At 61.7% G+C, this 20,946-nt stretch carries 20 protein-coding genes and 1 pseudogene; 10 read left to right on the top strand and 11 right to left on the bottom strand.

The features are described from left to right. The first annotated feature begins 32 nt into the window (after nt 1–32). Complete coding sequence (locus tag ACM5SV_RS16855) at nt 33–716, top strand: glutathione S-transferase family protein (RefSeq protein WP_113546540.1); 684 nt, start codon at nt 33–35, stop codon at nt 714–716. Between the two features lie 126 nt (nt 717–842). Next, a complete protein-coding gene (locus ACM5SV_RS16860) occupies nt 843–2,096 on the top strand; it encodes an aminopeptidase (RefSeq protein ID WP_222015128.1) in 1,254 nt (417 codons plus the stop codon). A gap of 548 nt (nt 2,097–2,644) precedes the next feature. Here ACM5SV_RS16860 and ACM5SV_RS16865 read toward each other — a convergent pair. Continuing rightward, nucleotides 2,645–3,237: pseudogene (locus ACM5SV_RS16865) on the bottom strand (NAD(P)H-dependent oxidoreductase). A gap of 2 nt (nt 3,238–3,239) precedes the next feature. Further along, on the bottom strand, nt 3,240–4,820 hold the full coding sequence (xseA, locus tag ACM5SV_RS16870; protein ID WP_222015127.1) for an exodeoxyribonuclease VII large subunit: 1,581 nt from the start codon (nt 4,818–4,820) through the stop codon (nt 3,240–3,242). A gap of 341 nt (nt 4,821–5,161) precedes the next feature. Between xseA and ACM5SV_RS16875 the strand changes: the two genes are divergently transcribed. Next, nucleotides 5,162–5,407 carry a hypothetical protein gene (locus ACM5SV_RS16875; protein ID WP_012759796.1) on the top strand — a complete coding sequence of 82 codons (246 nt, stop codon included), beginning with the start codon at nt 5,162–5,164 and terminating at the stop codon, nt 5,405–5,407. 102 nt (nt 5,408–5,509) lie between these two features. Here the strand turns inward: ACM5SV_RS16875 and ACM5SV_RS16880 are convergent, their stop codons facing one another. Then, nucleotides 5,510–7,378, bottom strand: coding sequence for a hypothetical protein (locus ACM5SV_RS16880; RefSeq protein WP_222015126.1), 1,869 nt, complete (start codon nt 7,376–7,378; stop codon nt 5,510–5,512). A gap of 159 nt (nt 7,379–7,537) precedes the next feature. Between ACM5SV_RS16880 and ACM5SV_RS16885 the strand changes: the two genes are divergently transcribed. Together ACM5SV_RS16885 and ACM5SV_RS16890 are read left to right on the top strand one after the other, a co-directional pair. Then, complete coding sequence (locus ACM5SV_RS16885) at nt 7,538–8,545, top strand: glycosyltransferase (RefSeq protein ID WP_012759794.1); 1,008 nt, start codon at nt 7,538–7,540, stop codon at nt 8,543–8,545. Then, on the top strand, nt 8,542–8,919 hold the full coding sequence (locus tag ACM5SV_RS16890; RefSeq protein ID WP_113546544.1) for a GtrA family protein: 378 nt from the start codon (nt 8,542–8,544) through the stop codon (nt 8,917–8,919). The genes ACM5SV_RS16885 and ACM5SV_RS16890 overlap by 4 nt, the downstream gene beginning before the upstream one ends. Before the next feature lie 103 nt (nt 8,920–9,022). Here the strand turns inward: ACM5SV_RS16890 and ACM5SV_RS16895 are convergent, their stop codons facing one another. Then, nucleotides 9,023–10,009, bottom strand: coding sequence for a Gfo/Idh/MocA family protein (locus tag ACM5SV_RS16895; protein WP_012759792.1), 987 nt, complete (start codon nt 10,007–10,009; stop codon nt 9,023–9,025). A gap of 178 nt (nt 10,010–10,187) precedes the next feature. Between ACM5SV_RS16895 and ACM5SV_RS16900 the strand changes: the two genes are divergently transcribed. Beyond that, nucleotides 10,188–11,135: an aldo/keto reductase gene (locus ACM5SV_RS16900; RefSeq protein ID WP_222015125.1), complete on the top strand. Its 948-nt coding sequence runs from the start codon at nt 10,188–10,190 to the stop codon at nt 11,133–11,135. Between the two features lie 14 nt (nt 11,136–11,149). Further along, entirely contained in the window at nt 11,150–11,599 is a 450-nt protein-coding gene (locus tag ACM5SV_RS16905; protein WP_222015123.1) for a GNAT family N-acetyltransferase, read from the top strand. A 48-nt stretch (nt 11,600–11,647) separates the two neighbouring features. On the opposite strand, the gene ACM5SV_RS16910 is transcribed toward ACM5SV_RS16905, so the two are convergent. After that, the gene (locus ACM5SV_RS16910; RefSeq protein WP_222015121.1) at nt 11,648–12,334 is read right to left on the bottom strand and encodes a hypothetical protein; all 687 of its coding nucleotides are present in this window, start codon (nt 12,332–12,334) and stop codon (nt 11,648–11,650) included. A gap of 113 nt (nt 12,335–12,447) precedes the next feature. Here ACM5SV_RS16910 and ACM5SV_RS16915 point away from each other — a divergent pair, with 113 nt between their 5' ends. Beyond that, nucleotides 12,448–12,945: a ferritin-like domain-containing protein gene (locus ACM5SV_RS16915; protein WP_222015119.1), complete on the top strand. Its 498-nt coding sequence runs from the start codon at nt 12,448–12,450 to the stop codon at nt 12,943–12,945. A 36-nt stretch (nt 12,946–12,981) separates the two neighbouring features. On the opposite strand, the gene ACM5SV_RS16920 is transcribed toward ACM5SV_RS16915, so the two are convergent. Next, nucleotides 12,982–13,890 carry a LysR family transcriptional regulator gene (locus ACM5SV_RS16920; RefSeq protein WP_222015117.1) on the bottom strand — a complete coding sequence of 303 codons (909 nt, stop codon included), beginning with the start codon at nt 13,888–13,890 and terminating at the stop codon, nt 12,982–12,984. Nucleotides 13,891–14,092: 202 nt separating this feature from the next. Here ACM5SV_RS16920 and ACM5SV_RS16925 point away from each other — a divergent pair, with 202 nt between their 5' ends. Together ACM5SV_RS16925 and ACM5SV_RS16930 are read left to right on the top strand one after the other, a co-directional pair. Beyond that, entirely contained in the window at nt 14,093–15,088 is a 996-nt protein-coding gene (locus tag ACM5SV_RS16925; protein ID WP_222015116.1) for an aldo/keto reductase, read from the top strand. 107 nt (nt 15,089–15,195) lie between these two features. After that, nucleotides 15,196–15,555, top strand: a complete 360-nt coding sequence (locus ACM5SV_RS16930; RefSeq protein WP_003544625.1) for a nuclear transport factor 2 family protein — start codon at nt 15,196–15,198, stop codon at nt 15,553–15,555. A gap of 53 nt (nt 15,556–15,608) precedes the next feature. On the opposite strand, the gene pheT is transcribed toward ACM5SV_RS16930, so the two are convergent. The 5 genes from pheT to infC form a co-directional block, all read right to left on the bottom strand. Continuing rightward, on the bottom strand, nt 15,609–18,032 hold the full coding sequence (pheT, locus tag ACM5SV_RS16935) for a phenylalanine--tRNA ligase subunit beta (RefSeq protein WP_222015113.1): 2,424 nt from the start codon (nt 18,030–18,032) through the stop codon (nt 15,609–15,611). Nucleotides 18,033–18,048: 16 nt separating this feature from the next. After that, nucleotides 18,049–19,131 carry a phenylalanine--tRNA ligase subunit alpha gene (pheS, locus tag ACM5SV_RS16940; RefSeq protein ID WP_222015111.1) on the bottom strand — a complete coding sequence of 361 codons (1,083 nt, stop codon included), beginning with the start codon at nt 19,129–19,131 and terminating at the stop codon, nt 18,049–18,051. 150 nt (nt 19,132–19,281) lie between these two features. Further along, nucleotides 19,282–19,686: a 50S ribosomal protein L20 gene (gene rplT, locus ACM5SV_RS16945; RefSeq protein WP_012759783.1), complete on the bottom strand. Its 405-nt coding sequence runs from the start codon at nt 19,684–19,686 to the stop codon at nt 19,282–19,284. Between the two features lie 38 nt (nt 19,687–19,724). Beyond that, on the bottom strand, nt 19,725–19,928 hold the full coding sequence (gene rpmI / locus ACM5SV_RS16950) for a 50S ribosomal protein L35 (RefSeq protein WP_012759782.1): 204 nt from the start codon (nt 19,926–19,928) through the stop codon (nt 19,725–19,727). Between the two features lie 326 nt (nt 19,929–20,254). Beyond that, the gene (gene infC, locus ACM5SV_RS16955; protein WP_072640862.1) at nt 20,255–20,791 is read right to left on the bottom strand and encodes a translation initiation factor IF-3; all 537 of its coding nucleotides are present in this window, start codon (nt 20,789–20,791) and stop codon (nt 20,255–20,257) included. Nucleotides 20,792–20,946 lie beyond the last annotated feature (155 nt).

Here is a 20,946-nt window from a genome sequence, read left to right on the forward strand (position 1 = left end):
CATTTACATCTATCATTGCCAAGGAGGCCCCCATGAGCAAACTTACCCTCGTCAGCCATCATCTCTGCCCCTATGTGCAGCGCGCCGCGATCGCTCTGCTCGAAAAGGGCGTGCCCTTCGAGCGCATCAACATCGATCTTGCCGACAAGCCCGACTGGTTCCTGCAGATCTCGCCGCTGGGCAAAGTGCCACTGCTGCGGATCGAGGAGGAGGACGGCAGCGAGGCGGTGCTGTTCGAAAGCAGCGTCATCTGCGAATATCTGGAGGAAACGCAGCCGGGCATCGCGCTGCATCCGAAAGACGCGCTGACGCGTGCCCGCCATCGCGGCTGGATGGAATTCGGTTCCTCCGTGCTTTCCGATCTCTGGGGTTACGAGACCGCCGAGGATGCCGCGCAGTTGGAGGCCAAGCGCAAGGCGCTCATCGCCAAATTCGCAACTGTCGAGAAGGTGTTGACGGACGGGCCGTATTTCGCCGGCAACGACTTCAGCCTCGTCGACGCCGTCTTCGCGCCGGTCTTTCGGTATTTCGATCTCTTCGAGACGCTCGGCGACAGCGGCATCTTCGAAGGGCTTGAGCGGGTGAAGCGCTGGCGCAAGGCTCTCTCCGAGCGGGCAAGCGTCAAGGCCGCCGTTGGCGAAGACTACCCGCAGCGGCTGATGGAATTCCTCGACAAGCATAACTCGATCCTGCTCAGGCAACCTGCCGCCGCCTGAAGCACGGCCGGCGGCCGGACATATATCCGGCCGCTTGCAATTCGGCGGCGATACGCTTCATTTTCGCCGCAAACGGGTCTAAGTCTTCCAGCCTCGCACCGTCGATGACAGAAGGCAGGTTGAACCATGACTTTCATGCCCCAGAGCCAGAACACAATTGATCCCGTCAAGCTGGAAAAACTTGCGGAAGTCGCCGTCAAGGTCGGGCTGCAGCTGCAAAAAGGTCAGGATCTGGTGATCACCGCGCCTGTCGTGGCGCTGCCGCTGGTTCGCCTGATCACCAAGCATGCCTATCTGGCCGGCGCCGGACTGGTCTCCGCCTTCTATTCCGACGAGGAAACGACGCTGGCGCGCTATCAATATGGCAGCGACGAGAGCTTCGACCGCGCCTCCGGCTGGCTCTACGAGGGCATGGCCAAGGCCTATGCCAACGGGGCGGCCCGTCTTGCGGTCGCCGGCGACAATCCGATGCTGCTGTCCGAGCAGGATGCCGGCAAGGTCGGCCGCGCCAATCGCGCCAACTCCACCGCCTACAAGCCGGCGCTGGAGAAGATCTCGAATTTCGACATCAACTGGAACATCGTCTCCTACCCGAACCCATCCTGGGCCAAGGTGGTCTTCCCCGACGATCCGGAACCGATTGCGATTGCCAAGCTCGCCAAGGCGATCTTTGCCGCCTCGCGCGTCGATGTCAGCGATCCCGTCGCCGCCTGGACCGAACACAATGCCAATCTTGGCAAGCGCTCCGCCTGGCTGAACGGCGAGCGTTTCGCCTCGCTGCATTTCCAGGGACCGGGCACCGACCTGACGATCGGCCTTGCCGACGGGCATGAATGGCATGGCGGCGCTTCCACCGCCAAGAACGGCATCACCTGCAATCCGAACATCCCGACCGAGGAAGTCTTCACCACGCCGCATGCGCTGCGCGTCGAAGGCCATGTGTCGAGCACCAAGCCGCTCTCGCACCAGGGCACGCTGATCGACAATATCCAGGTACGTTTCGAGGGCGGACGTATCGTCGAAGCCAAGGCCTCGCGCGGCGAAGAGGTCTTGAACAAGGTGCTCGATACCGACGAGGGCGCGCGCCGGCTCGGTGAAGTGGCGCTGGTGCCGCATTCCTCGCCGATCTCGGCCAGCGGCATCCTGTTCTACAACACGCTGTTCGACGAAAACGCCTCGTGCCACATCGCGCTCGGCCAGTGCTATTCCAAGTGCTTCCTCGATGGTGCGACACTGAGCCAGGAGCAGATCAAGGCGCAGGGCGGCAATTCCAGCCTGATCCATATCGACTGGATGATCGGCTCCGACAAGGTCGATATCGACGGCCTCAAGCCGGATGGTTCACGGGTTCCGGTGATGCGGCAGGGCGAATGGGCCTGAGCGGCATCATCGTGCGCTGACTGAGCCACACGCTGGCGCACCACAACTAGCCCTCATCCACAGGTGCGAAGGCCAAAGGCCGTAGCCTCGAAGGACGAGGGCGGGTGGCGAGGCGCTCGGCAACATCCGCGTTGCTGGAGGCGCGGCGGCCAGCCCCGTCCTTCGAGGCCCTTGCGGGGCACCTCAGGATGAGGCCGGAGAGAGGGCGTGCTAAAGGACAGCGGAAAGCTCATCAGCCTGGGATGCCTGGAGCCTTGATCAGTCCACCAGCCTCACGGCACCACGACCAGCCCTCATCCTGAGGTGCGCAGACCAGAGGCCGGAGCCTCGAAGGACGGGGGCGGGTGGTCCCGCGCCCACCGCAGCGCCGGCATTGTTGGATGAGACGGCCAGGGCCAGCTCCGTCCTCGAGGCCCCTGCGGGCACCTCAGGATAGGGCTGGAGAGAGGGCGTGCCGGCCCCACGGCATCGCGACTAGCTCTCATCCTATCTGTTTTTTCACGCAATTTCGAAACGCAAACCCGCTGCGCACTTTTGCTGGAATTGCTTTAGCGGATTGCCGATAGCAGCTTGCGCACGCGATCGAGATGCGCCCTGCGTTTTGCATCGGTGACCCGGTCCATATCGTGCAGGTTGAGCATGCGGAAACTCAATCCCTTCGAGCAGAAGGCGGCGATGCCGCGCTTCAGGAGCCGGCGCACCGGATCGCCCATATAGACACGCACCAGCCACCAGGGCGAGCCTGTCGTCGTCAGCGCATAGAGCAGCCTGATATTGGTCAGCTGCGGCACGATCCGGCCGCCGGCAGCATCATGGCTGAAGGCAACGCCGGGGCGAAGACACGGTCGAAGAAGCCCTTGAGGATGGCGGGGAAATTGAACCACCATTGCGGAAAGACGAGAATGAGGCCATCGGCAGCATTCAGGCGGGCAACGATGTCGGCTACGGCTGAGGTGTCGTAGGGCTGGTCGAAATAGCCGCCGCGCTCAGCCTTCGAAAGACGCGGATCGAAATTCTCAGCATAGAGATCGAGCAGATCGACAACATGGCCGGAGGCTTCCAGTGCTTCGCGCGCGGTCCTCGCCACGGCAGCGGCGAAACTATCCTCCAGCGGATGGGCAAGCACCAGCAGGATCCGCATCGTCAGAACAGGCTTCCCTGCTTCGGTGGGTCTGCGGGTCTTGCGCTGCGCTTCTTGGCCCCGGCCGGCGGTGCGCCGCCTTCCGTGGTCATGGCGCCGACACGGCCGTCGGCGAATTCGATGGCGATGCCCATGCCGGCGGAGAGCTGAGCAGCCTGCGAGACCGGCCTGTTATCCTCATCGCGAATGACGGCATAGCCGCGCTTCAGCACATTCTTGTAGGAGAGCGATTGCAGCACGCGGTCCTGCGAAGAAAGTTCGGCGCGCGCGCGGGTCAGCTGGTGGCGGACCGCCGTATCGGCATGGCGCGAAAGATTGCCGAGGCGTTCGCGACCGCGGTCGGTCTGGGTCTTCAGCCGGGCCGGCAGTGAGGCGAGGATGGCTTCGGCGCGGTCGACGCGCGATTTCGAACGGTCGATCAGCCGCTCAACCATGCGCTCGGCCCGGGCCATGCGCTCGTTCAGCGTCTGGCGGCGCTCGGCGATGCGGCCGGCGAGCAGATCGGGGCGTAGATGCGCGGCGACACGCTCGAAGCCGCGGCGCTTGTTGATAGTGTTGAGCTCCAGCCCGCGGCCGAGACCGGTTGCCGCCTCGTCGAAACGGCGGCGCGGCAAGGCGAGAAGCTGATCGAGCGACGGCAATGCCCGCATCAGAGCACGCACCGACTGGCGGCGCTGATCCATCTGCCTGTTCATGCAGCCCTGCAGGCGCGCGGCAAGAGCGGCGGCCTGCGCCTCGAGCTCCGCCTTGACCGGCACTGCCATTTCCGCTGCCCCCGTCGGCGTTGGAGCACGGACATCGGCGGCGTAGTCGATCAGCGTCCAGTCGGTCTCATGGCCGACGGCCGAGATCAGCGGTATCCGGCTTTCGGCCGCAGCACGCACGACGATTTCGTCGTTGAAGCTCCAGAGATCTTCCAGGCTGCCGCCGCCGCGTGCGACGATCAGCACATCCGGGCGCGGGATGGCGCCTGAAGGTTCCATCGCGTTGAAGCCGCGGATGGCGTTCGCCACCTCCTCGCCGGAGCCCTCGCCCTGGACCTTCACCGGCCAGACGAGGACATGCACGGGAAAACGATCGGATATGCGGTGAAGGATATCGCGGATGACGGCGCCGGTCGGCGAGGTGACGACGCCGATTACGCCGGGCATGAAGGGCAGCCGCTTCTTCCGCGCGGCATCGAACAGGCCCTCGGCGCCGAGCTTGCGCTTGCGCTCCTCGATCAACGCCATCAGCGCGCCGGCGCCGGCCGGCTCCAGCGTCTCGATGACGATCTGATATTTCGAGGAACCCGGAAAGGTGGTGACCTTGCCGGTGGCGATGACTTCCATGCCCTCTTCCGGACGGAACTTCAGTCGTGAGAAGGTGCCCTTCCAGATGACAGCGTCGATGCGGGCGCGATCGTCCTTCAGCGCGAAATAGGCATGGCCCGAGGAGTGCGGCCCACGATAGCCTGATATTTCGCCGCGCACGCGAACCTGGTCGAAGGCGGTTTCGACGGTGCGCTTGATCGAGCCGGAAAGTTCCGAAACCGAATATTCGGCAAGGTTGGTCGGCGAATCGCCGTCGAAGACGTTGCTCATCCCTCTTTGTATGTCGATCAGCGATAAACGGGAAGCTCGGCCTTGGCGCAGGAACCTGTTTTCCCGGCCGTCGAAATCGTTGGCGAGTGTGGTTCGTCGTTATTGCATCAAGCGCGCTCGTCTCAACGCATCCTGCACATGCACTCGTTGCGGCCAGGTGGACAAACAACAAAATCGTGTAAATCTGTTTTGTTGCGGAACGGATAGTTAGAATATGCGTTTTAGCCGAAAGGGATTGCTAACCACCGTAATACAAAGGCTTTTCGGCGAAGATCGCCGGTAAATCTTTGTTAGTTGGCGCTTCCTATGCTTCCCCTCGTTCTCTCTGGGAAGGTGCTGAAATGATTATTCTCACAGCAGCAGCATTGGGCGTCAGCGCCGGGCAGACGCGTTCGGCTGGCGTGATCGCGCTGGTCGCCGCGCTGATCGGAATCACATTCGCGCTGGCGGCGATAACCTCGCCGGGGCCGGTGTCCATTCTGGCATTCGTCTATGCCGTGCTCGGCTATAATGGCGGCCTCATGCTCTTCGTACTCGGGCTTTATGCCAGTCAGCGCCTTCGCCGCGCCATGCGCGTTTCGCACTGATAAGCGCGTTGCGATCTTTCAGATTGGTTCCCCGCGCTTGCTTTGTTTTTACGCATGTCGTTGTCGCGACATGCTTTATCCCATCCTGAAGATTACCGGGCGTCAGTTCGTCGCCGGCCGATAGCGAAAGAACTGCACGCCCACGTCCGCTGCCTTCGGAAGCGGTTCCAAATAGGGCGGGATATTGCCCTTGCCGAGCTCAGCATAGAGCCCATCCGGCTTCAGTTTGGCGATCTCGCGGGTCTGTAGGTCGCCGGGGCAGAAGGCAAGCACCGTTACGCCGGTCCCTTTCAAAAAGGCCTCCGCCTCCTGCGGCTCCGCCATACCGATATGCAGTTCCGTCAGCATGCCGCCCTGATTGCGATGATAGGGCGCGGAGAGAACCCGGTTCGCGGTGAAGCGGAGGATCGGCACGCCCATTTCCGACGGCGCGGAGACCAGTCCGGCCGGTAGCCCGGCGAGCGGCGCCAGCGCCGCTTGCGATGCGCAGGAAATCTTCTTTGCCGGCTCTGCCGCCTTCTTCTGCGCAGCATTCTCCATCTGCAGCGAGATAAACCCGCCGCCGACCGCCCAGGCGGCCGGAGCACTGGCGAGCACGGTGACGATGTAGACGAAGGCGGCGGCGACATTTTCGCCGTCGCCGTTGGAGATGCGGCGGACATCGATAATCAACAGGGCAAGCGGCAGGATGGAGATCAGGTTCGAGAACGTCGAACCGCGCACCTGGACCAGCGCGATTGCCCAGCTCGTCATCAGCAGGAAGAGCAAGACCAGGTGGATTTGCATGCGGTCACGCTGAAAGACACGGAAGATGCAGACGGCGATGCCGAACAGGCCGGCCGCATAGAAGCCACCGATCGAGAAGGGATCGGTGCGTCCGAGAGCGAAAATCGACTGCGCTTCCGAGACATTTCTGAGCCAGAGCTCGACCAGCATCGGGTCGAGACCGGCCAGCGGATCGCTCAGGCATTGCGGTGCGATCACGATCGCCGAACCGAGAACGCCGGCGCCGACGACGGCGAGTGCGGCAAAGCGCAAGGGCCGGCGCAGGTGGCTGGCAAAAACCGCCGAGAACAACAGCAACCCGCCGCCGATCGCCGCCAGGCTGTAATAGCCGAGCGAGAGATTGTCGCAGGTGACCGTCGAATAAAGCCGGGGCGGCACCGTTGCAAAGAAGAGGATGCTGATCGCAATGGCCAGCGCCAGCCCGAAGGCCTTGGCGGCGGCGGCGAAATCTTCGCCTTCCCATGCCCAGAGCAGGGCAATGGTCAGGCAGACGGCGGCGACGAAGGGGGTCGTCTCGGCGCCGATGGCGATGGCAACGGCTGCCGCGATGCCGGCAACCGCATAGCTCCAGGCTCGACGCTCTGGATCCAGAAGCATCGCGATCATCGTCGCGACCAGCCCCAGCTGCGCATTGTGGTGATCGATGGCGCCAGGCGCGAAACGGTTTCCGGTGTAGATTGCAAGACCGGTCAAGCCGAGACTGATATGCATAGCGGCAACCCCGCCGATGCGCCGGCCGGCAACCGCCATGGCGAGCATGGCGGGCAGGATGAGCGATACCGGCCAGACAGCGAGCGCCAGCGCTTCGGCCGTCTCGCGGGGCGCAAACAGGCCGAAGAACCAGATCAGCGAGGCGATCGGCAGATCGATCAGCCGCGACCAATGCATCAGCGTACCGCCGTCGAGGCCGAGACGGTATTGCATCAGATCGAACCAGCCCTGCCCGGCCAGAAAATCGCGAACCTCGACGAGACGCATTCCGTCATCATTGTCGGGGCCGACGTAATCGGTGGCGCCGGAAAGCTTGGTGATGAGGATGGCCGCAGCAAGGATGACGCTATAGGCGATGACGGTTGGCCAGAGACGCGTCAGCAGGTCGCGTACCCTGCCCCTGGGAGCGGGCAGCCCGCCCCTGGGAGCGTCGATCGCGGAGGATGCATGGGGGATCGGCTGCACAGCGTTCATTGTGGTTAGCGCTTCGTTTCGATACCCGAACTTTAGCCGCCGCCGATCAAGAAAGTGTAAAGCCGTTTGTGGGAGCCGCCGATTTTGCCTGCGTCATAGGGTCTTATTAACGGCGCATGATTTAGGCTGAGCGCGGCTTTAAGTGTAACGAGTAGAGTCATGGCCCGATCGCGCACCGATAATCTGAATATTGCCGTTCTGCTTCCCTGCTATAATGAAGCGGCGACGATCAGCGCTGTCGTGCAGGGCTTCCGGGCGACGCTGCCCGATGCTGCGATCCACGTCTACGACAACAATTCCACCGACGGCACCGCGCTGCAGGCAATGCTTGCCGGCGCGCATGTCGTGCGCGAGCGGCGTCAGGGCAAGGGCCATGTCGTGCGCCGGATGTTCGCCGATATCGACGCCGACATCTACATCATCGCCGACGGCGACGGCACCTATGCGCCTGAGGATGCCGAAGAACTGGTGCGCACGCTGCTCACCGAGCGCGCCGACATGGTGGTCGGCACCAGGCGCGGCGTGCACGCCGATGCCGGCCGTCAGGGCCATGCGCTCGGCAACCGGCTTTTCAACCTGCTCTACCGGATGATCTTCGGCCCCGACTTCACCGATATCTTCTCCGGCTACCGCGCGTTTTCGCGCCGCTTCGTCAAGAGTTTCCCGGCGGTATCCGGCGGCTTCGAGATCGAAACCGAGATGTCGGTGCATGCCTCCCGGCTGAAGCTGCCGGTCAGCGAGCTGGAGCTCGACTATGGCCGCCGGCCGGAAGGCTCGCATTCCAAGCTTTCGACATTCCGCGACGGCGCCAAGATCCTCTGGATGTTCGCGATGCTGATGAAGGAAACCCGGCCCTTCGCCTTTTTCAGCGCGATCAGCGCCACCTTCATGCTGGCGAGCCTCGGCTTCATGGCGCCGGTGCTGGCGGAATATTTCGAAACGGGTCTCGTCAGCCGCATGCCGACCTGGGTGCTGTCGACGGCGCTGCTGATGATCTCCTTCATGCTATTCACCGCCGGCGTCATTCTGGATTCCGTTGCGCGTGCCCGCGCCGAACAGCTTCGTATCCATTATATGGGCCTCGAAAGGCCGAGCGCGTTGAAGGCACCGCTCAGCGACGCAGGGCCGGTATCGCGTGCGCGTCCCGGCAAGGCGGATGCCGCATGAGAAAGCTCATCCGCTTCACGATTGCCGGCGGCATCGGCTTCCTCGTCGATGCCGGCATCCTGTCGGCGCTGCTTCATCTGACGCCGCTCGGGCCGTTTCTGGCGCGGCTCGTGGCGATCGCCTTCGCGATGGCCGCGACCTGGGCTTTCAATCGGAGCTTCACCTTCGATCGTTCCGGCCGTTCGCTTGCCGCCGAAGGCTTCCGCTACGGCTCCGTCGGGGTGACGGCAGCGCTCGTCAATTACGGGCTCTATTCCGCGCTTCTGCTGTCGCTGCCGGCGCTTCAGCCGCTGGCGGCTATGGTGATCGCCAGCATCGCCTCGATGATCTTCAGCTTCTTCGGCTATTCGCGCTTCGTCTTCCGCGCCGAGTGACTAGAGCGCCGCGCCTCCAATAGGACGCGCCAAGGACGCTCTAACCCTCTGAAGGGGCGCATAATCCTTTCCGAAAATCGATTCCGATTTTCGGGGTTATGCGCTAGACTGCCTCCCAGCCGTCCTTCTCGCTGGCCCGGTAGATCGCGTCGATCACCTTCTGGTTCAGCTTCGAATTTTCGAGCGTGACGATCTCTTCCTTGCCGTTCGTCACCGCCCGGGCGAAGGCCTCGACCTGCCGCTTGTACTGGCGGCTGTCCTGAAAGCGGAAGATGCGCGATTCACTGTGGCTGCGGTCGGCAAGCTCGATCTCTTCCGGCCCCCAGCGATTGGCGTTGAACGGCGACTTGACTTCGATGTAGCCTTCGGTGCCGTGGAAGACCATGACCTGGCGGTTGGCCATCTGCGTCGAGATATAGAAGCTCAACTCGAAATCGCCGAAATCGGCCTTGACGCTCGAATAGATATCCGTGCCGAAATCCGCATCGCGCTCGGTGATTGCCTGGATCCAGAGCGGCTCCTTGCCGGTGGAAAAACGCGTGCCCATGACGGGATAGACGCCGATATCGGGAAGGCCGCCGCCGCCGAGCTCGGGAACGTTGCGCATGTTGGCGGGGTCGCGGTTGAAATAGGTGAAGGCGCCCTGCACATGCCGGAGCGAACCGATGGCGCCCTCGTCGATCAACGAGCGCACCTTCTGCCAGACCGGCGAATAGGTGATCATATAGGCTTCGCTGACCACCACCCGGTTGCGGTCGCGGGCGGCGATCACGTCGTCGATATCGTCTGCCTTCAGCGCCAACGGCTTTTCGCAGAGCACATGCTTGCCGGCATCTGCCGCCTTGATCGACCATTCGATATGCTGCGAGGTCGGCAGCGGGATGTAGACGGCGTCGATGAGGTCGGAGGCCAGCATCTCCTCGTAGGAGCCGAAGGCATGCGGCACCGAGAAGCGGTCGGCCATCTCCCTTGCGCGCTTGAGATCACGGCTGGCAATCGCCGTGACGACACAATTCTCCGCATCCTGGATCGCCGGAACGACATTGTCGCGGCCGATCTTCGCCGTTGAAATGATACCGAAACGCAGCATGATCCAAGTCTCCCGAACTGATTTCCGCGAACCATATTCAGGCCCCAGCTGCGGCGCAATGGCGCAATCTGAAATCACGGAAGTTTGCCTTCCCGGATGCGCGGATCGCACTAAGTTGGTCAGGGCGGCGTTCTGCCGTATCCGCGATTTCAATTGCTTCACACTTCTGGAGAGCGTCATGGAAATGCGCCGGCTTGGAAAAACAGGTCTATCGGTCGCGCCGATCGTCATCGGCGGCAATGTCTTCGGCTGGACGGCCGACGAAAAAACATCCTTCGCCATTCTCGATGCCTACTTCGACGCGGGCCTGAACACGATCGATACGGCCGATGTCTATTCCTCATGGGTTCCCGGCAACAAGGGCGGCGATTCCGAGGAGATCATCGGGCGCTGGCTAAGCCAAGCCAAGGTTTCTCGCGACAAGGCCGTCATCGTCACCAAGGTCGGCTCCGACGTGGGACAGGGAAAGACGCTGAAGGAGACCTATATCCTGAAGGCGGTCGAGGATTCGCTGCGCCGGCTGCAGACCGACTATATCGACGTCTATCTCTCGCACTGGCCGGATGAAGATACGCCACACGAGGAAACGCTCGGCGCCTTTGCCAAGCTGAGGCAGCAGGGCAAGATCCGCGCCATCGGCTGCTCGAACTATGATGCGAAACTCCTCCAGGCTTCCTTCGACGCTGCTGAAAAGGCCGGATTGCCGCGGTACGATGTGTTGCAGCCGGAATATAATCTCTATGAGCGTTCGAGCTTCGAGGGGCCGCTTGCCGATCTCTGCGTCAAAGAGGACATCGGCGTCATCACCTATTTCAGTCTCGCCGCCGGCTTCCTCACCGGCAAATACCGCAGCAAATCCGATATGCAAGGCCGCGCACGCGAGGGCCGGGTTTCGAAATATCTCGACGACAAAGGCCTGCGCATCCTGGCCGCGCTCGACAGTGTTTCTGCCGAGACCGGTGCCAAGCCGGCGGAAATTTCGCTCGCCTGGCTGCTGCGCAAGAAGGGCGTGACGGCGCCGATCGCCAGCGCGACCAGCCTTTCGCAGCTTGAAAGCCTGGCGAAATCGGCGACACTTGCGCTTTCCGATGACGCGATGGCGCTGCTCGACGAAGCCGGTGCCTGAAAGAAAGCGACGCCATGACCGTGACGATACGTGATGCCCGCCCCGAGGACGAAGCCCGCTGGCGCGAGCTCTGGGCGGCCTATCTCGTCTTTTACGACGTCACGGTCGATGCCGATATCACCGATCAGACATGGCGCCGGGTCTTCGATCCGGCGTCGGCAATCGCGATGCGTGTCGCCGAAATCGATGGCAGGGTGATGGGCTTTGCGCTCTATCTCACCCATGAGGGCACATGGATCCGCGGCAGGGACTGCTATCTCGAAGACCTGTTCGTCGATGCCGATGCGCGCGGCAAAGGCGTCGGGCGGGCGCTGATGGACGATCTCGTTTCGATCTGCAAAGCCAAGGGATGGTCGCGGCTTTACTGGCATACGAACGAGCAGAACAGAACCGCGCGAGCGCTCTATGACAGCTATGTCGAGAGCGATGGCCATATCCGCTATCGCATCAGCTTCACTGCATAATTCCCCAAATCGGAACCGATTTAAGGAATTATGCAGCAATTCAAAGTGTTACAGCGTCCTTTGCTCGTCTGAAAAGAGGCGCGGCGCTGTAAGAGATGGAAAACCCGCATACCATTCGGAATGATCGCCTTCCCAATTGGCCATGCCCGGTTTGGTCAGGATGCCGCGCGGGCTGATATAACTCTGGATCACCCGTTTCGGCCGTTCGTGCCACTGGATATTGAAGGCCCAGAGCTTCGGGAAGAAGCAGAGCGAGGCATAAGGCAGGTGGTCGTGAATCCACCAGGCGAGCCGCTGCCAGTCGCTTTCGTCGCGGTAATGGTCGATCATCCATGGCACGGCAATGCAGACGGCGGCGCCCATGCAGCCGTCAAAATCCCTCATATCCCAGATGTGATGCGCCGCGGTGGACGCATTGGTCGAACAGTTCAGATTGTTCTCGTTGCCGAACCTGTTGACCGCAGGCGAACGATAGCCGGAACGGATATGCAGGCGCCCGAACGTTGCCTCTAGCGGCTCCAGCAATTCCTCGCAGAGCCTCCTGCCCGCCTCGACCGCCAGATCGGGATCCACGGGGATATTGGGGATACGGTAGAAATCGGCGATTTCGGAATGCAGGAAATCGCGGAGAAAGAAGTTTTGCGACAGCCGCACACGGCCGAGATCCTCCAGACCCTTCATCGAATTCGGCTTTCGCATGACGTCATTCTCCTCCGCATCGACGGCAGGAATCATCGCCCGGCACTGATTTCCAGTCCACCCGAAATCGATTGGGAACAATTAGCGCGATCTTCGCTTCTTAATGTGTCGCCGCATTCGCGGTTTTCCCCAGAACAAGGATCGAGAAAATGGCCAAGGAAAAGACGTTGGAAGATCTCTTCTACGACACTCTGAAGGACATCTACTTCGCCGAACGGCAGATATTGCGCGCCCTGCCGAAGATGGCGCGCGCCGCCCAATCCCCCGAATTGAAGAAGGGCTTCGAAAAACACCGCGAGGAAACCGAAGGCCAGGTCGAGCGCCTGCAGCAGGTTTTCGAGCTGATCGGCAAACGCGCCCAGGGCAAGACCTGCGAGGCGATCCAGGGCATTATCGCCGAGGGCGAGGAAATCATGGAGGAATTCAAGGGCACGGCGGCTCTCGATGCCGGCTTGATTTCGGCTGCCCAGGCCGTCGAGCATTATGAAATCGCCCGTTACGGCACGCTGAAGACCTGGGCCGCAACGCTCGGCTTCAAGGAAGCCGTCGGCCTGCTCGACCAGACGCTGCAGCAGGAAACGGCCACCGACAAGACCCTCTCCCAGCTCGCCACCACGGCGGCAAACCAGAAGGCAAAGGCTGCCTGATGGAATGACGAGAACGGGCGGTCCGGTCCCCATTCCTTACCGGCCGCCCGTATCCTGTTCACTGTATCTGAAGAAATCGATGAAGGCGCGCAGCGCCGGCCGCATCTGCCGCCGGGTGGGGTAATAGAGAAATGGCCCGGCATAGGGCGCGCACCAATCTTCCAGCACCCGCACAAGTTTGCCGCTCGCCAGTTCGTCATAGACCCGCATGTCGAAGAGATAGGCAAGGCCGGCGCCGTTCAGCGCCGCAAGCAGGGCGAGTCGGTCCTCGCTGACGATCAGCGGCCCGTCGACCGAAACGACAAGTTCCTGCCCGTCCTTTTCGAATTCCCAGCGATAGATCGAGCCGTTGGTAAACCGCCGCTTGATACAGCGGTGATGGACGAGATCGCGCGGATGCTCGGGCTTTGGATTATGCTCGAAATATTCGGACGAAGCGGCGATCACCGTCGTCAGATTAGGCGAGATCCTGACCGCGATCATATCGGCCTCCAGGCTCTCTTCCAGCCGAATACCGGCATCGAAACCCTCCTTGACGATATCGGTGAAGCCGTCCTCATTGGCGATCTCCAGGGTGATATCGGGGTAGAGGTTGAGAAAGTCGCCAAGCCGCGGAGCGAGCAGCAGATCGGAGGCGAAGCGCGGCGCGGTGATGCGCAGGTTTCCGGCCGGCTTAGCGCGCGTATCGCGGACCGCCTCCAAGGCGATATCGATCTCCTCGAGTGCTGGACGAAGTCTTTCAAGCAGCAGGCGGCCCTCTTCCGTCGGCGCAACGCTGCGGGTGGTCCGCGCCAGGAGCCGCACCCCCAGACTTTCCTCGAGGCTCGATATCGCATGGCTGATGGCCGAAGGCGCGACGAGGAGTTCCTTCGCCGCCGCCCGGAAGCTGCGATGCTCCGAGACGGCGGCGAGAACGGCGAGTTGTGAAAGCTGGGTTCTGTTCATTGATCGAAATAATAGAACAACCTGTTAGAAACTGCATGTATTTTCTGATTGATAGCGCAGCGATATGGTCTGCCGGTACCGCAACCATCCAGAACAGGATGATTTCAGGCCGGGCGGCCTAAAATCTGAATCCTGTTCTGAATTAAATAGTTAGAGCATGATGATGCTCTGGCGGCTCAAAATCAGCTCAGAGGAGCACATCATGAAAACCCGGAAACTCGGAAACGATCTGACCGTCTCTGCCGTCGGCCTTGGCTGCATGGGCATGAGCTTTGCCTATGGCGCCAGCGACGATGCGGAATCGATCAAGACACTGCATCGCGCCATCGATCTCGGCGTCACTTTCTTCGACACCGCCGAAGTCTATGGTCCCTTCACCAACGAGGTTCTGCTCGGCAAAGCGCTGAAGCCGTTCCGCGACCGCGTGGTGATCGCTACCAAATTCGGCTTCAAGATCGATGCCAGCAAGCCGGGTACTGCCACCATCGCCGGCGTCGACAGCCGCCCCGAGAATGTACGCGCGGTCGCCGAGGCTTCGCTGAAACGCCTCGGCATCGAGACCATCGACCTCTTCTACCAGCATCGGGTCGATCCCAACGTGCCGATCGAGGAGACCGTTGGCGTCATGGCGGAACTGGTGAAGGAAGGCAAAGCCCGGGCGCTCGGGCTTTCGGAAGCCGGCAGCGCCACCATTCGCCGCGCCCATGCGGTTCATCCGATCGCTGCCCTGCAGAGTGAATATTCGCTGTGGACGCGCGACCCGGAAGAGGAGGTGCTTGCCACCTGCCGCGAACTCGGCATCGGCTTCGTGCCCTACAGCCCGCTCGGCCGCGGCTTCCTGACCGGAGCGATCCGCAAAGTGGAAGATCTCGACGCGGACGATTTCCGCCGGCAGGTGCCGCGTTTCCAGGCGGAAAACTTCGATGCCAATGCCGCCCTCGTCGCGACGCTCGAGCGGCTTGCCGCCGAGAAGGGCGTGACGGCGGCGCAGCTGGCGCTGGCCTGGGTGTTGAGCCAGGGCGACGACATCGTGCCGATCCCCGGCGCCCGCAAGCTTCACCACCTCGAACAGAATGCGGCCGCTGCCGATATCGTGCTGAGCCCGGCGGAACTCGAGCAGCTCAGCGACGCGATCCCCGCCGGACAGGTGGCCGGCAAACGCTATTCGGACGCCTCGCTTGCCATGACGAACATCTGAACCCCTACCGAAACAAAGAGCGAAAGCCCGGTCGGCCACAACCGGCCGGGCTTGCCTTCGGGCCCGGCGAAACTATCTAACGCCATCTCTGAGAACGGGATGACAAAATGTCGGACAGGCAGGCAGTCGAACAGACGGTTCATCTCTATGTCGAAGGCATGGCCTTCGCCAATGAGGCAGCCTTGAAAAAAGCCTTTCATCCGAAAAGCTCGATCATCGGCCATTACGAAAATGCCGTCGAATGGCTGACGCGGGACGAATTCATTGCCGCGATCCTGCAAGAGGAGCCGGCGCCGCCCGGCACGCAGCCCTACATGGACATCCAGAGCGTCGACGTCGAGGGCGATGCGGCGAGCGTCAAGGTCACCGACGACTTTGCCGGCATGCGCTTTACCGATTATCTCTCGCTGCTGAAGATCGACGGTCGCTGGACGATCGTCAGCAAACTCTTCCATCTGCATCGCTGAAAAGACCGGCCGCTATTCGCGACCGGTCCATTATCTGGCGACGTTGGGTAAACTCAGCTTCTGAGGACACCGCCGGTGAATTTCGCAACACTGGCGACGATCTTCTGCGTCAGCGCTTCGAAATCCTCATCCGTCAGCGTGCGCTCGACCGGCTGGATCTGAACCTCGATCGCCACCGACTTTTTGCCGTCGCCAAGCGATGCGCCCTCGAAAATGTCGAAGACATTGACGCCGGTCACCAGCTTGCGGTCCGCGCCCGTGGCGGCCTTGACGATGGCGCCGGCTTCGACCGTCTTATCGACGACGAAGGCGAAGTCGCGCCGCACCACCTGGAACGGCGACAGTTCGAGTGCCGGCTTGGTGCGCGTCGCCTTGCGCTTGGCCTCCGGCATGGCGTCGACATAGACCTCGAAACCGCAGAGCGCGCCGGAGACATCGAGCGCTTCCAGTGTCAGCGGATGGAATTCGCCGAAATAGCCGAGCACGACCTTCGGCCCCATCTTGATCGTGCCGGAGCGGCCGGGATGATACCATGCCGGCCCCCCCTGCTCGATCTGGATATTGCCCATCGGCAGGCCGCAGGCTTCGATGACGGCGAGCGCGTCGGCCTTGGCGTCGAAGACGTCGACCGGCTTGCCGCCGCCCTTGGCGGTGTTCGACCAGGCGCGACCAGCGCCGGCAAGTGAGGCTGTGCCGCGGCGGATGCCGCCGGCAACGCGGCGCTGACCCTCCGGCCTGTCGTTCTCATAAGTGCCGGAGACCTCGAAGAGGGCGACGTCGCCGTAACCCTTGTCGGCATTGCGCTGGGCGGCTGACAGCAGGCCCGGCAGCAGTGAGGGGCGCATATCCGACATTTCGGCGGCGATCGGATTGGCAAGCTTGAGGGTCGGCGAACCGCCGCCGAAGAGCTTTGCCTGGTCTTCAGGAATGAACGACCAGGTGACGGCTTCGAGCATGCCGCGCGCGGCGAGCCCCCGCTTGGCGAGGCGGGTGCGGATCTGCAGCGTCGTCAGGATCTTGCCGTTGACGGCCGCATGGCTTTCAAGCGGCGCCGGCTTGATATTGTCGACGCCGTGAATGCGCATGACCTCCTCGACGAGATCGGCCTTGCCGTCGACATCGGGACGCCAGGAGGGGACGGCGACGGAGACGCGCTCGCCGGAACCGGAGACGGTGAAGCCGAGGCGCGTCAGAATCGTGTTGCTTTCCTCATTCGAGACGTCGAGGCCTGTCAGGCGCTTGACCTCCGAATAGGGGAAATCGACGATCTTCGGTTCGTAACCCTGGTAGCCGACGATCTCGGCCCTGGCGGCCTTGCCACCGCAAAGCTCCAGCACCAGTTCCGTCGTGCGTTCGAGACCGGGGGCCATATAGTCCGGATCAACGCCGCGTTCGAAGCGGTAGCGTGCATCGGTGATGATGCCGAGGCTGCGGCCCGATTTGGCGATGTTCATCGGGTCCCACAGGGCGGATTCGATCAGCACGTCGACGGTATTCTCGTCGCAGCCGGAATGTTCGCCGCCCATGATGCCGCCGATCGATTCGATACCGTTTTCATCGGAGATGACGACGTTGTTCGGCGACAGCTTGTACTCGCGCTGGTCGAGCGCCAGCACCGTCTCGCCTTCGGCGGCACGGCGGACGGTCAGGTTGCCGTTGATCTTGGCGGCATCGAAGACGTGGATCGGCCGCCCCTGATCGAAGGTCATGTAGTTAGTGACATCGACAAGCGCGTTGATGGGGCGCAGGCCGATGGCGGTCAGCCGCTGCTGCATCCAGCGGGGGCTCGGGCCGTTCCTGACGCCGCGCACGAGGCGCAGCGCAAAGCCCGGGCAGAGCTTCGGATCGTCGAGATCGAGCGTCAGCTTCACCGGCGTCTCGCCTTCGACGGCGAAGGACGGTGCAGGCCGCGTCTTCAGCGTGCCGAGGCCGGAGGCGGCGAGATCGCGGGCGATGCCGTGGATCGAGGTGCAGTCCGGCCGGTTGGGCGTCAGATTGATCTCGATGAGGGGATCGTCGAGATGAGCATAGGCGGCATAACTCTGGCCGACAGGCGCATCGTCCGGCAGGTCGATAATGCCGTCGTGACTGTCGGAGATCTGCAGCTCCTTTTCGGAGCACATCATGCCATGGCTTTCGACGCCGCGGATATTGCCGACGGCGAGCGTCACGTCGATGCCGGGAACATAGGTTCCGGGCGCTGCGAAGGCGCCGATAAGGCCGGCGCGCGCATTCGGGGCGCCGCAGACGACCTGGACCGGCGCGCCGGAACCGGTATCGACCATCAGCACCTTCAGGCGATCGGCCTGCGGATGTTTTTCGGCCGAGACGACCCTGGCGATGACGAAGGGCTTGAAGGCCGCCTTGTCGTCGACATCCTCGACCTCCAGTCCGATCTCGGTGAGGCGCGTGCAGATTTCATCGAGGCCGGCATCCGTTTCCAAATGCTCTTTCAGCCAGGAGAGCGTGAATTTCATCGTCCCAATTCTCCGTTCAAGCGCTGAGGCCGCCGAACAGCGTCGGCATGTCGAGCGGGCGGAAGCCGTAATGCGTCATCCAGCGGACGTCGGCGTTGAAGAAGTCGCGCAGGTCGGGCATGCCGTATTTCAGCATGGCAATGCGATCGAGGCCCATGCCCCAGGCAAAGCCCTGATATTCGTCCGGATCGAGCCCGCCGTGACGCAGCACGTTCGGGTGGACCATGCCGCAACCGAGGATTTCCATCCAGTCGGTCCCCTCGCCGAACTTGACGATCGGGCCGGAGCGGTCGCACTGGATATCGACCTCGAAAGAGGGCTCGGTGAAGGGGAAGAAGGACGGGCGAAAACGCATCGTCACGCTGTCGACCTCGAAGAAGGTCTTGCAGAATTCTTCCAGCACCCAGCGGAGGTTGGCGACATTGGCCTTCTTGTCGACGACCAGGCCTTCGACCTGATGGAACATCGGCGAATGGGTGGCGTCCGAGTCCTGGCGGTAGGTCTTGCCGGGAATGATGATGCGGATCGGCGGTGTCTGCGCCTCCATGGTGCGCACCTGCACCGGCGAGGTGTGGGTGCGCAGGACCTTGCGCTCGCCATTCTCATCCGGGTTGAAGAAGAAGGTGTCGTGCATCTCGCGGGCCGGATGGCCTTCGGGGAAATTCAACGCGGTGAAATTGTAATAATCAGTCTCGATGTCGGGACCTTCGGCGATCGAGAAGCCCATGTCGGCGAAGATCGCGGTGATTTCGTCGACGATCTGGCTGATCGGATGGATACGGCCGCGCTCGGCCGGCGAAGAGCGCACCGGCAGGCTGACATCGACCGTCTCGGCCTTCAGCCGCGCATCAATCGCCGCTTGCCGCAGCGTCGTCTTGCGGGTGGTGAGCGCCTCGGTCACCGCGTTCTTCAGAACGTTGATCGCCGCGCCCTTGCTTTGACGCTCTTCCGGCGTCATGGCGCCGAGCGTCTTCAACAATTCGGAGACGGAGCCCTTCTTGCCGAGGGCGGAAACGCGCACGGCTTCGAGCCCCGTCTCGTCATCGGCGGCAGCGATTTCGGCGAGCAGCGATGTGTTGAGCTGGTCGATATCTGACATTGTCACTTCTTTCCGTCCAGTATCAGGCGGGCGATCGGGAGGCAGGCGGCGCCAGCCGGCGCCAGGAATATAAAGAAAGAAAAACCCGCGCTAGCCCAAACCAGCGCGGGTTTCCCAAAATCATAAATTCAAAAGCTTGGGAAGCGCTGGTTACTTGACCGCGCCTTCAAACTCGTTCGTCGTGCCGGCTTCCTTGAGGTATTCAAGAGCCTTCTTGGCAGCGCTGACCAGCGCGCCGAATGCTTCCGGCTCGTGGATCGCCATGTCGGAGAGAACCTTGCGGTCGACTTCGATGCCAGCCTTGTTCAGGCCGTCGATGAAGCGGCCGTAGGTCAGGCCGAATTCACGCACAGCGGCGTTGATACGCTGGATCCAAAGCGCACGGAAGTTGCGCTTGTTGACCTTGCGGTCGCGGTAGGCGTACTGCTTCGAACGATCGACTGCAGCCTTGGCGGTACGGATGGTGTTCTTGCGGCGGCCGTAAAAGCCCTTTGCGGCCTTCAGAACCTTCTTGTGCTTGGCGTGAGAGGTGACGCCTCTTTTTACACGTGCCATATCATGATCTCCTTAAATCTAGCGTTCGCGGACGAGTCTCAGAGACCGTTCGGCAGGTAATTCTTGATAACCTTGCGGCCATCCGGTTCTGCGAGAACCATGGTGCCACGTGCATCGCGAATGAACTTGTTGGAACGCTTGATCATGCCATGGCGCTTGCCGGCAGCGGCAGCCTTGACCTTGCCTGACGCGGTGATCTTGAACCGCTTCTTGGCAGAGGACTTCGTCTTCATCTTGGGCATTTTGCTACTCCTTCTGTCCTCCCTGCGCGCTTCATCAAAAAAGCCCTTCCCGCGAAGTCCGGTTCTCCGGCCGTCGCAACAAGGTGCGGGAGCGTTTGTTGTTGATCTGCGGCATCGGCGACGAACCGTTCCGCAAGCATTCGAAACTGCCACGGCATGCCCTGCCGGTCAGTTCGGACGCGCGCTTATAACCGCAGCGTCATGAAAGTGCAACGGGGCCGCGGAGGAATCTTCGCGCCTCCCAAAATACACCGGCCCAAAGCAGAATGGCAGAAAGCACAAAAGCCGCCCTTGCGGACGGCCTTGGGCGAAAAACTGCCTGGCGCTTATTTCGGCGCCAGCACCATCATCATCTGGCGGCCTTCAAGCTTGGGTTCGGCTTCGACCTTGGCGAACTCGATCGTATCGGCCTTGACCTGCTGCAGAAGCTTCATGCCGAGTTCCTGGTGGGCCATTTCGCGGCCGCGGAACTTCAGCGTCACCTTGACCTTGTCGCCTTCGTCGAAGAAGCGACCCATCGCCTTCATCTTCACCTCATAATCATGGGTGTCGATGTTCGGGCGCATCTTGATTTCTTTGACTTCGACGATCTTCTGCTTCTTGCGCGCCTCGGCAGCCTTCTTCTGGTTGGCATATTTCAGCTTGCCCAGATCGAGGATCTTGCACACCGGCGGTTCGACATTGGGGGAAATTTCGACGAGATCGAGGCCGGCTTCTTCCGCCATTTTCAAAGCCTGGTCGGTGGGCACGATGCCGACATTCTGTCCATCAGCCCCGATCAGCTGAACTTTGGGAATGCGGATTTCACGGTTCGAGCGCGGTCCGTCCTTCACGGGCGCATCGGTTTTAAAAGGTCTGCGAATGGTCGTATTCTCCTCGCGTTGTTTTCGGAACGTTGCAGCATCGCGCTCCCGATCAGGGGCACAAACGTGTCGCGTCATCGCTGCAACGGAGTCAATATCATCCTTTAACGGAAAAATCACCCGCTGTCAGCCTGCCAAGAATCTGTTTTATAGGC

This window comes from Rhizobium sp. CRRU65 (assembly GCF_048551595.1).
Taxonomy (GTDB): domain Bacteria; phylum Pseudomonadota; class Alphaproteobacteria; order Rhizobiales; family Rhizobiaceae; genus Rhizobium; species Rhizobium leguminosarum_J.